Source organism: Streptomyces zinciresistens K42, assembly GCF_000225525.1.
In the GTDB taxonomy this organism is placed as follows: Bacteria; Actinomycetota; Actinomycetes; order Streptomycetales; family Streptomycetaceae; genus Streptomyces; species Streptomyces zinciresistens.
Genome location: NZ_AGBF01000207.1, coordinates 1 through 11013, shown reverse-complemented (window position 1 = coordinate 11013; position 11013 = coordinate 1). Strand labels below are relative to the sequence as shown.

At 72.9% G+C, this 11013-nt stretch carries 7 protein-coding genes and 1 pseudogene; 4 read left to right on the top strand and 4 right to left on the bottom strand.

From position 1 onward, the window contains the following. Positions 1-209 precede the first annotated feature (209 nt). Positions 210-3209 (bottom strand): bifunctional [glutamine synthetase] adenylyltransferase/[glutamine synthetase]-adenylyl-L-tyrosine phosphorylase, encoded by a 3000-nt coding sequence (locus SZN_RS31400; RefSeq protein ID WP_007502959.1) that lies wholly within the window; start codon positions 3207-3209, stop codon positions 210-212. A 434-nt stretch (positions 3210-3643) separates the two neighbouring features. Between SZN_RS31400 and SZN_RS31395 the strand changes: the two genes are divergently transcribed. Continuing rightward, the gene (locus SZN_RS31395) at positions 3644-4087 is read left to right on the top strand and encodes a VOC family protein (RefSeq protein ID WP_007502957.1); all 444 of its coding nucleotides are present in this window, start codon (positions 3644-3646) and stop codon (positions 4085-4087) included. Positions 4088-4183: 96 nt separating this feature from the next. Here the strand turns inward: SZN_RS31395 and glnA are convergent, their stop codons facing one another. The 3 genes and pseudogenes from glnA to panB all read right to left on the bottom strand — a co-directional run bounded on the left by glnA (position 4184) and on the right by panB (position 7134). Then, positions 4184-5545, bottom strand: a complete 1362-nt coding sequence (gene glnA, locus SZN_RS31390) for a type I glutamate--ammonia ligase (RefSeq protein WP_007502955.1) — start codon at positions 5543-5545, stop codon at positions 4184-4186. A 463-nt stretch (positions 5546-6008) separates the two neighbouring features. Next, positions 6009-6128 (bottom strand): annotated as a pseudogene (locus SZN_RS42920) (transcriptional regulator); the annotation flags it as partial. 130 nt (positions 6129-6258) lie between these two features. Next, on the bottom strand, positions 6259-7134 hold the full coding sequence (gene panB, locus SZN_RS31385) for a 3-methyl-2-oxobutanoate hydroxymethyltransferase (protein ID WP_007502953.1): 876 nt from the start codon (positions 7132-7134) through the stop codon (positions 6259-6261). A gap of 203 nt (positions 7135-7337) precedes the next feature. On the opposite strand from panB, the gene SZN_RS31380 reads away from it, so the two are divergent. The 3 genes from SZN_RS31380 (at position 7338) to SZN_RS31370 (ending at position 10895) form a co-directional block, all read left to right on the top strand. Continuing rightward, positions 7338-8924 (top strand): MFS transporter, encoded by a 1587-nt coding sequence (locus SZN_RS31380; protein ID WP_078509035.1) that lies wholly within the window; start codon positions 7338-7340, stop codon positions 8922-8924. 88 nt (positions 8925-9012) lie between these two features. Continuing rightward, positions 9013-9642, top strand: a complete 630-nt coding sequence (locus SZN_RS31375; protein WP_007502950.1) for a TetR/AcrR family transcriptional regulator — start codon at positions 9013-9015, stop codon at positions 9640-9642. Positions 9643-9830: 188 nt separating this feature from the next. Next, complete coding sequence (locus SZN_RS31370; RefSeq protein ID WP_007502949.1) at positions 9831-10895, top strand: endonuclease/exonuclease/phosphatase family protein; 1065 nt, start codon at positions 9831-9833, stop codon at positions 10893-10895. Positions 10896-11013 lie beyond the last annotated feature (118 nt).

Genomic DNA, 11013 nt, shown 5'->3' with positions numbered 1-11013 from the left:
GACGCGCGCCCGCCGGGGGTCCCGTCCGCCGAGGTCCCGCCGGCCGCCTCACGGCCCTCCGGTTCGGGCTCCTCCTCGGCGCGGAGACCCTAGCCCGGCGGTCCACCGGACCGGCGCGTGCCGCGCGCCGGACCGGTCCGTGCCGCACTTCGGGCCAGTGCGTGCCGCGCCCCTCGGGCCGGTGCCTGCCGCGGGTCGGGCCGTGCTGCTCAGCCGCCGTAGAACAGGTCCTCGACCACGGCGCGCGCCCGGCGGGTGACCCTGCGGTACGCGTCGAGCATGTCGCCCACGTGGCCGGGCTCGTACCCCAGGTAGCGGCCGACTGCCGCCAGCTCCCGGCTGTCCGCGGGGAAGGTGTCCCCGGCCCGCCCGCGCACCAGCATGACGGCGTTGCGCACCCGGGTGGCCAGCACCCACGCCTCGTCCAGGATGCCCGCCTCCTCGGCCGGGATGAGCCCGGCGGCGGTCGCCGCGGCCAGGGCCTCGCGGGTGCGGGTGGTGCGCAGACCGGGCTCGGCCCAGCCGTGCCGCAGCTGGAGCAGCTGGACGGTCCACTCGACGTCGGACAGGCCGCCGGGGCCGAGCTTGCTGTGCAGCTTGGGGTCGGAGCCGCGCGGCAGGCGCTCGGTCTCCATCCGGGCCTTCAGCCGCCGGATCTCGCGCACGGCGTCCTCGCCGAGCCCTTCGGCGGGATAGCGCAGCGGGTCGATCAGCTCGATGAAGCGGCCGGCCAGCTCCGCGTCGCCGGCGACCGGCTCGGCCCGCAGCAGCGCCTGCGACTCCCAGATCAGGGACCAGCGGCGGTAGTACGCCTCGTACGACTTCAGGGTGCGCACCAGCGGGCCCGACTTGCCCTCCGGCCGCAGGTCGGCGTCGATCAGCAGCGGCGGGTCGGCGCTCGGGATCTGCAGCAGCCGCCGCATCTCGCCGACCACCCGGTTCGCCGCGGCGGCGGCCTCGTGCTCGTCGACGCCCTCCTGCGGCTCGTGCACGAACAGGACGTCGGCGTCGCTGCCGTAGCCCAGCTCGTGTCCGCCGAACCGGCCCATGCCGATGATCGCGAACCGGGTGGGCAGGGTGTCGCCCCAGCCGGCCCGGACCACCGCGCGCAGGGTGCCCGCCAGCGTCGCCGCCGTCAGGTCCGACACCGCGGCGCCGACCCGGTCCACCAGGGCGCCCTGGTCGGCCTCGGCGGGCTTGGTCTCGGTGCCGTAGGAGTCCACGATGTCCGCGGCGGACGTACGGAACAGCTCGCGGCGGCGGACGCCGCGGGCCGCGGTGACGGCCTGCGCCCCGTCGTCGGCACGGCGGACCGCGGCGAGGATCTCCTGCTCCAGATGGGCGCGCGAGCGCGGTTCCAGACGGGTGCCGCCGTCGCCGTCGCCGAGCAGCGCGACGGCCTCCGGGGCCCGCATCAGCAGGTCGGGGGCGAGCCGGCCCGCCGACAGGACGCGGGCGAGGTTCTCGGCCGCGGCGCCCTCGTCCCGCAGCAGCCGCAGGTACCAGGGGGTCTTGCCGAGCGCGTCGGAGACCTTGCGGAAGTTCAGCAGGCCCGCGTCCGGGTCGGCGGAGTCCGCGAACCAGCCCAGCAGGACCGGCAGCAGGGTGCGCTGGATGGCCGCCTTGCGGGTCACCCCGGAGGCCAGCGCCTCCAGATGCCGCAGCGCCGCGGCCGGGTCGGCGTAACCGAGCGCGATCAGCCGCTCCCGGGCCGCGCCCGCACTCAACCGCGCCTCACCCGGGGCGAGTTGGGCGACCGCGTCGAGCAGCGGCTGGTAGAAGATCTTCTCGTGCAGCCGCCGTACGACGCCGGAGTGCCGCTTCCACTCGCGGTTCAGCTCGGCGACCGGGTCGGCGCGCAGGCCGAGCGAGCGGCCGATGCGCCGCAGGTCGGCGTCGTCCTGGGGCACGAGATGGGTGCGCCGCAGCCGGTAGAGCTGGATGCGGTGCTCCATGGAGCGCAGGAAGCGGTAGGCGGCGTCGAGTTGAGCGGCGTCGGCGCGGCCGACGTACCCGCCGGCGGCGAGTGCCTGGAGGGCGTCCAGCGTGGTGCCGCTGCGCAGCGAGGCGTCGTCGCGGCCGTGCACCAACTGCAGGAGCTGGACGGCGAACTCGACGTCCCGCAGTCCGCCGGGGCCCAGCTTGAGCTGCCGGTCGAGCTCCGCGACGGGGATGTTCTCGACGACCCTGCGCCGCATCTTCTGCACGTCGGCCACGAAGTTGTCGCGCTCGGCGGCCTTCCAGACCAGGGGTTGCAGCGCCGCGACGTACTCCTCGCCCAGGTCGAGGTCGCCGGCGACCGGGCGCGCCTTGAGCAGTGCCTGGAACTCCCAGGTCTTCGCCCAGCGTTGGTAGTAGGCGAGGTGGCTGCTGAGGGTGCGCACGAGGGGGCCGTTGCGGCCCTCGGGCCGCAGGTTGGCGTCCACGGGCCAGATCGAGCCCTCGACGGTCGTCTCCGAGCAGATCCGCATCATGTGCGCGGCGAGGGAGGTCGCCGACCGCAGTGCCTTGGCCTCGTCGGCGCCGTCCGCCACCTCGCCGACGAAGATCACGTCGACGTCGGAGACGTAGTTGAGCTCATGGCCTCCGCACTTGCCCATCGCGATCACCGCGAGCCGGCACAGGGCGGCGTCCCGCGGGGCCTCGGCGCAGGCGATGGCGAGCGCGGCGCGCAGGGTGGCGGTGGCGAGGTCGGCGAGTTCGGCGGCGGTCTGGGCGAGGTCGGTGGTGCCGCACACGTCCCGGGCGGCGACGGACAGCAGGCAGCGCCGGTAGGCGACGCGCAGCGCGACCGGGTCGGCGGCGTCGGCGAGGCAGCGCTCGAACTCCTCGACACCGGGGTGCAGGTCCCGCGGCTCGTACATGACCAGCGCCTGCCAGTCCCCGGCGTGCCGGGCGAGGTGGTCGGCGAGCGCGGCGGACGCGCCGAGCACCCCGAGCAGGCGGTCGCGCAGGGGCTTGGCCGCTATCACCGTGTCCAGCAGCTCGCGCCGGTCGGTGGGGCCGGGCTGGGCCTCGATGAGCCGGACGAGGCCGTGCAGGGCGAGGTCCGGGTCGGCGGTGGCGCCCAGGGCCTCCAGCAGGACCGGGTCGTTCCTGACGAGCGCCAGCTCCGCGCCGTCCAGGAGCCGCTCGGCGGCCGACGGGTCGGTGAAGCCGTGTCGCAGCAGCCGTGTGAAGGTACTGCTCCTGCGTCCCGGCGCCGTCATGCCAGCCCTCCCGTCCGATCGGGTCCGTACGCACCCGATCAAGGTCGTACGCGGATGAGCCTAGCCGCACTCCCGGGACGCGGCGCCGACGCGTTCCACGGGTCGGCCTTGTCTGGGCGGACGCGCGGGGAGCCGTCCCCCGGCCTGCGGGGCGGACGTCCGCGACCGCCGCCGGGCGGGGCCGGGGGCAGGGCACGTCGGCTTCCGGCGCACGGCCGGGCAGAAGGCCGCTTCCGGCGCACGGCCCGGCAGAAGGCCGCTTCCGGCGCACGGCCCGGCAGAAGGCCGCTTCCGGCGCACGGCCCGGCAGAAGGCCGCTTCCGGCGCGCGGAGCCCGGTCGGGGCCGTTCGGTGGCGCCGCGGGCGGATTTCGGCTTCGGTGAGGGGGAGCCGTTCAGCCAGACCCGCTGGCGATTCACCATGGAGGACTAGCGATGGACTTCACCCTCGAAGTGATCCCGCTGCCCGTGACCGACATCGACCGGGCCCGCGACTTCTACCGGGACAAGGTCGGCTTCCACGTCGACATCGACCAGGAGGTCATGCCGGGCATGCGCATCGTCCAGCTGACGCCGCCGGGCTCCGGCTGCTCGATCGCCCTCGGCGAGGCAATCTGGGGCATGACCGAGAGCGAGACCACCCCCGCACCGGGCACCTACCAGGGCCTCCAGCTGTGCGTGGCCGACATCGAGGCGGCCCGCGCGGAACTCGTCGAGCGCGGCCTGGACGTCTCGGAGCCGGTCCGGTACGCCCCGGACGACGGCGCGACCTTCGTGTACTTCACCGACCCCGACGGCAACGGCTGGTCGATCCAGGAGTACCGCCGCCGCGCGACGGAACCCCTGCACCAGGCGCTCACCCGCCAGCCGGCCGGCTGAGCGGCCCACCCCCGCCCCCGCCACGACCGGGGCCGGGGCCGGGGCGGGGGCCGGGGCCGGGGCCGGGGCGGGGGCGACACGGGGTCCCGCCGGCGCCTACAGCACCGGCAGGTTCTTCCGCAGCTCGAACGCCGTGACCTCGCTGCGGTACTCCTCCCACTCGCTCTTCTTGTTGCGCAGGAAGAAGTCGAAGACGTGTTCGCCCAGGGTTTCGGCGACGAGGTCGCTGCGCTGCATCAGGGCCAGGGCCTCGCCCAGGTTCTGGGGCAGGGGCTCGATGCCCATCGCGCGGCGTTCGGCGTCGGAGAGGGCCCAGACGTCGTCCTCGGCGCCGGGCGGGAGCTCGTAGCCCTCCTCGATGCCCTTCAGGCCGGCGGCCAGGAGGACCGCGTAGGCCAGGTACGGGTTGGCACCGGAGTCCAGGGAGCGGACCTCGACGCGCGCGGAGCCGGTCTTGCCGGGCTTGTACATCGGCACCCGGACCAGGGCCGAGCGGTTGTTGTGGCCCCAGCAGATGTACGAGGGCGCCTCGCCGCCTGCGCCCGCGGTGCGCTCGGAACCGCCCCAGATGCGCTTGTAGGAGTTCACCCACTGGTTGGTGACGGCGGCGATCTCGGCGGCGTGCTTCAGCAGGCCCGCGATGAAGGAGCGGCCGACCTTGGAGAGCTGGTACTCGGCGCCGGACTCGTAGAAGGCGTTGCGGTCGCCCTCGAAGAGCGAGAGGTGGGTGTGCATGCCCGAACCGGGGTGCTCGCTGAACGGCTTCGGCATGAACGTCGCCTGCACGCCCTGCTCCAGCGCGACCTGCTTCATGACCAGGCGGAACGTCATGACGTTGTCGGCGGTGGACAGCGCGTCGGCGTAGCGCAGGTCGATCTCCTGCTGGCCGGGCGCTCCCTCGTGGTGGGAGAACTCCACCGAGATGCCCATGGACTCCAGCATGGTGATCGCCTGGCGCCGGAAGTCCATGCCGATGTTCTGCGGGGTGTGGTCGAAGTAGCCGGAGTTGTCGGCCGGGGTGGGGCGCGAGCCGTCCAGCGGCCGGTCCTTCAGCAGGAAGAACTCGATCTCGGGGTGGGTGTAGAAGGTGAAGCCGAGGTCGGAGGCGCGGGCCAGGGCGCGCTTGAGGACGTAGCGCGGGTCGGCGAAGGACGGCGAGCCGTCGGGCATGAGGATGTCGCAGAACATCCGGGCGGTGCCGGGCGCCTCGGCGCGCCAGGGCAGGACCTGGAACGTCGACGGGTCGGGCTTGGCGATCATGTCGGACTCGTACACCCGGGCGAAGCCCTCGATGGCGGACCCGTCGAAGCCGATGCCCTCGTCGAAGGCCTGCTCCAGCTCGGCGGGGGCCACGGCCACGGACTTCAGGAAGCCCAGCACGTCCGTGAACCACAGGCGTACGAACCGGATGTCGCGCTCCTCCAACGTCCGGAGCACGAACTCCTGCTGCTTGTCCATCTTGCGCTTCCCCATCCTTGCTGGTCAGGCCGCCTGTCTCCGGTGCGGCGGAAGGCGGTCGGGCACCTGAGCATCACACCACAACACCGTTTCGGGCGCGTTGCGGACCTTGATCGCCGCGACGGCCCGGGGCTGAACGCCCGGCTCCGGATGCCGTCCCGGCCCGGCAGCCGGTCTCGTCGCACCGCTCCGTCGCCCATCTTGCCTGCTCGCCCCCGCATCCGTAATGCCAGGCCCCGCGCATCCGTGACGCCTGGCTTCACGCATCCGTGACGCCTGGCTTCGCGCATCCGTGACGCCGGGCCCCGCGCATCCGTGACGCCGGGCTTCGCGGGACCCACCCCGCTTTAAGTTGCCCTGATCAGCGCCGGCGATGTCATCGGCCACGAGGGCGAGTGGCGCACCGTCGAGGAGGCCGCGACCGCCCCGGGCCCGATGGGCGGGTTGGCCGTCGTGTGGTCACGTGGGTGTACGGCACCTCCATGTCCGCCGCGACCTCGCGGGTCGTCGGCGTGGCGTCCCCGAGGACGGCGAGCCGCATCAGGAGGCGCAGTGCCGGGTCGGTGGAGCGCAGCAGCCGCATACCGGGCAGCGCAGGTAACGCGCATCCCCGGTTCAAGATATCGGCGTCCGCCGCCGCGTGCGGGCGCGGGGGCGCCCCGCCGACGGGGGACGATCGGCGGGGCGCCCGGTGCCGCAGTGGTTCGGGGCCGTCAGTGGACGGAGTGCTCCTCCCGGGGGAACGTGCCGCCGACGACGTCCTCGGCGAACGCCCTCGCCGCCCCGCCCATGACCGCGCGCAGGTCGGCGTACTGCTTGACGAACTTCGGGACCCGGCCGCCGGTCAGGCCCAGCATGTCCGTCCAGACGAGGACCTGGGCGTCGGTCTCCGCGCCCGCGCCGATGCCGACGGTCGGGATGTGCAGTACCCGGGTCGCCTCGGCGGCGAGCTCGGCCGGGACCAGTTCCAGGACGACCGCGAACGCGCCCGCGTCCTGCACCGCCTTGGCGTCCCGCAGGAGCTGCGCCGCGGCCTCCTCGCCGCGCCCCTGGACGCGGTAGCCCATGGCGTTGACGGACTGCGGGGTCAGGCCGATGTGGGCCATGACGGGGATGCCGGACTCCACCAGCAGCTCGATCTGGCGGTGCGAGCGCTCGCCGCCCTCCAGCTTGACCGCGCCGACACCGGCCTCCTTGACCAGCCGGGTGGCCGAGCGCAGCGCCTGGACCGGTCCCTCCTGGTAGGAGCCGAAGGGCAGGTCGGCGACGACGAGGGCGCGGGAGGTGCCCCGTACGACGGCCGCCGAGAGCATGGCCATCTCGTCCAGCGTGACGGGCACGGTGGTCTCGTAGCCCAGGTGGCAGTTGCCCGCGGAGTCCCCGACGAGCATGACCGGGATGCCGGCCTCGTCGAACACGGACGCGGTCATCGCGTCGTAGGCGGTGAGCATGGGCCACTTCTCGCCCCGCTCCTTGGCGAGAGCGATGTCGCGCACGGTGATGCGGCGGGTGCTCTTGCCCCCGTACAGCGCCTTTCCGCTGTCGGAGGGCTTCGCCTGAGGCGTCTGGGCAGCCGAGAGCTGCGTCATGGCAACGGCTCCTTCATGTCATCTCGAGGCACCCTGACGGCGTCCCCGGACCGTTTCCATGGTGGCACTTCGTGCCTGCGGGGGCCAGACCGGCCCCGTGTGAGTTGCGGCCCGCGCGGACCTGCACGCCGCCGCGTAAGTCCTGGGTAAGAAAAATAAGATACGAGACGGTTCCGTATCGTAATGGGAGTAGGTTCGGGCGCATGACTTCTCCCGCCGCCCCAGCCACCCGCATACCGGAAGCGGTGCACCGGCGCCGCTGGGCGATCCTCGGCGTGCTCATGCTCAGCCTGCTGATCGTCGTGCTGGACAACTCCATCCTGAACGTCGCCATCAAGACCATCTCCACCCCCGCCCCGACCGGCCTGGGCGCCACGCAGAGCCAGCTGGAGTGGGCGATCAACGCCTACACCCTCGTCTTCGCGGGCCTGCTGTTCAGCGCGGGCATCCTCGGCGACCGGCTCGGCCGCAAGAAGGTGCTGCTCGGCGGGCTCGCCGTGTTCGGTGTCGGCTCCGCCCTCGCCGCGTTCTCCGGCTCCCCCGGCCAGCTCATCGCCTTCCGCGCGGTGATGGGCCTGGGCGCCGCGTTCGTCATGCCCGCCACGCTCGCCGTCCTGATGAACGTCTTCGAGCGCGAAGAGCAGCCCAAGGCGATCGGCATCTGGGCCGGCGGCGTCGGCCTCGCCATCGCGATCGGCCCGATCACCGGCGGTTTCCTGCTCGACCACTTCTGGTGGGGCTCGGTCTTCCTGATCAACGTGCCGATCGTGCTGCTGGCCCTCGCGCTGATGCTCTGGCTCGTGCCGGACTCGCGCGACCCGAAACCCGGCCGGATCGACCCCGTCGGCGTGGTGCTCTCCGTCGTCGGACTCGTCCTGCTGGTCTACGGCATCATCAAGGGCGGCCAGCTCGCCGACTTCACCGACCCCACGGTCCTCGGGACGATCGGCGCGGGCCTCGTCGTCCTCGCCGCCTTCGTCGTCTTCGAGAAGCGCAGCGACCATCCGTCCATCGACATGGGCTACTTCCGCAACAAGGTCTTCTCCGCGGCGGTCGTCGTCATCGCGCTGGTCTTCTTCGCGCTGATGGGCGTGACCTTCTTCTCGGTCTTCTACACCCAGAGCGTGCGCGGCTACTCGCCGCTGGAGACCGGCCTGTTGATGCTCCCGCTGGCCGCCGCCCAGATGATCTTCGCGCCGCGCGCCCGGCTCCTGGTCGACCGGTTCGGCAACCGGGCCACCACGACGGCCGCGATGCTGCTGATCGCCGCGACCCTGGCCGCGTTCGCGACCTTCGAGGCGGACACGCCGATCTGGATCCTGGAGGTCGTCTTCTTCCTGATGGGCGCCGCGATGGCGCACATCATGACGCCGATCAGCGTCGTCATCATGCAGGCCCTGCCCCGCGAGAAGGCCGGTTCCGCGTCCGCGCTGAGCAACACCTTCCGCCAGGTCGGCGGCGCCCTCGGCATCGCCGTACTGGGCTCGGTGCTCTCGACGGCGTACCGCAACGGCATCAAGGACCGGCTGACCGCGCTGCCGCCGGACGTACGGCACACGGCGGGCGAGTCGATCGAGGCCACCCTCGGGGTCGCCGCCCGGCTCGGCCCGCGCGGCGAGGCCCTGGTCGGCCCGGCCCACGAGGCGTTCCTGAACGCCATGCACGTCACCGCCCTGTGGGGCGCGGGCGTCGCCGTCGTCGGCGCGGTCGTGGTGGCGCTGTTCCTGCCGGGCCGGACCGCCGCACCGCAGAAGGACGAGGGGGAACGGGAGTTGGTGGCGTCGGAGTGATCGGCCGCCGCGGCGCGCGGGGGCGCCGCGGCCCGCCGCCACCGTACCCGGGGGACAATCAGCACAGCCCACGGAAAGGACCGACCAAGTGAGCCCCGCCGACCGCCACCCCCGGCAGGACGGGCCCGTGCGGGGCCGTCCGCGCAGCGAGGCCGTGGAGCGCGCCATCATGGAGGGCGTCCTGAAGCTGCTGGAGGACGGGGTGCCGCTCGCGGAGCTCTCCATCGAGCGCATCGCGCGCACCGCGGGTGTCGGCAAGGCCGCCATCTACCGCCGCTGGAGCGGCAAGGAGGCCCTGTTCGTCGACGTCGTACGGGCCGCCGAACCCCCGGACGCGGAACTGCCGGGCACGTCGGTGCGCGACGATGTGGTGGCACTCCTGGAACAGGTGCGCAGGCGCGGTCTGATGACGCGCTCCTCGGTGCTCCTGCACAACGTCATCGCCCAGATGAAGCGCAGTCCGAAGATCTGGGAGGCGTATCACACCGAGGTCGTCGAGCCGCGGCGCCGCAAGCAGCACGCACTGCTGCTGCGCGGGCAGCGCAGCGGCGAACTCCGCGCGGACATCGACGTCGACGTGATGAACGACATCGTCTTCGGGCCGATGCTGGTGCGGGCCGTGATGCGCCCCGACGCCGAACTCCCCGAAGGACTGGCCGAGCAGATGGCCGACGCCGTCCTCGAAGGTCTACGGCCCGTCAGTTCACCGAGTCCGTAGCACGCGTGTGCGCGTTTCGTCACAGAGCGCGCTTTCTCCGGCGCCGCCGGAACTCCCGGAGCGGAGTTGCACGTCCTCGCTCCTGTACGGCCGTCACGGGTACGGCGGGAACGGAGCCGATCATCCCCTAGGGTCTGGTGTGGGCGCGGGGGACGACGGTGGTGCACGGCAGGCAGTGAGGCGACGGTATGGCGCAACAGGCGTATGTGACGGAGACGGACGGCGGCGGCTCGGGACCCGAGCGCCGGGAAACCCGGCTCCGGCGCCTGACGGACCGTTTCAAGGGCCGCCCGGCCTCGGGCTGGCGGAACGATCCGCGCATCTGGCGGCGGGGTCTGGTGGTGGCGGCCTGCGCGCTGCTGCTCGCCCTGGTGATGCTGCTGCACGCGAAGATCCCGAACGCCATCGGCAACCTCGGCAGCCTGACCGAGACCTTCCTGCCGTGGCTGGGGGTGTTCGTCCCGCTGCTGCTCCTGCTGGCCCTGGTGCGCCGCTCGGCGACCGCGCTGATCGCGGTCCTGGTACCGGCGGTCGTCTGGCTGAACATCTTCGGCGGTCTGCTCAGCGACAAGACCGGTGCGGGCGGTGATCTGATGGTGGCCACGCACAACGTCAACGCGGAGAACCCCGACCCGGCGGGCACCGCCCGGGACGTGGCCGCCTCGGGCGCGGACGTGCTGGCCCTGGAGGAGCTGACGGCCGCCGCGGTCCCGGCCTACGAGAAGGCGCTGGCCCCGACGTACCGGTACCACTCGGTGCAGGGCACGGTCGGGCTGTGGAGCAAGTACCCGCTGAGCGGGGTGAAGCCGGTCGACATCAAGCTGGGCTGGACCCGTGCCATGCGGGCCTCGGTGAGCACGCCGGCCGGGCGGGTCGCGGTCTATGTCGCGCATCTGCCCTCGGTGCGCGTGAAGCTGGAGGCCGGGTTCACCGCCCGCCAGCGCGACAAGAGCGCGGACGCGCTCGGCGAGGCCATCGCCGACGATCCGGTCGGGAAGGTCGTCCTGCTCGGCGATCTCAACGGCACCATGAACGACCGGGCGCTGAACGCGATCACCGCCCAGATGCGCTCCACGCAGGGCGCCTCCGGCAGCGGGATGGGGTTCAGCTGGCCGACGTCGTTCCCGCTGGCGCGGATCGACCAGATCATGGTGAAGGGCATCGAGCCGATGAGCTCGTGGTCCCTGCCGGCCACCGCGAGCGACCACCTGCCCCTGGCGGCCCGCGTGAAGGTCGACACGTCCTCCCCCTGAGCGGCGCGGGCGGGCGGGGCGGCACCCGGTGCCGGGCGGCCCCCGCGCCAGCCCCCGCGCCGGCCCCCTCGCCGGTCTCCTCGCCGGTCTCCCGCGCCCGCCAGGCCGCCTTCGGCCT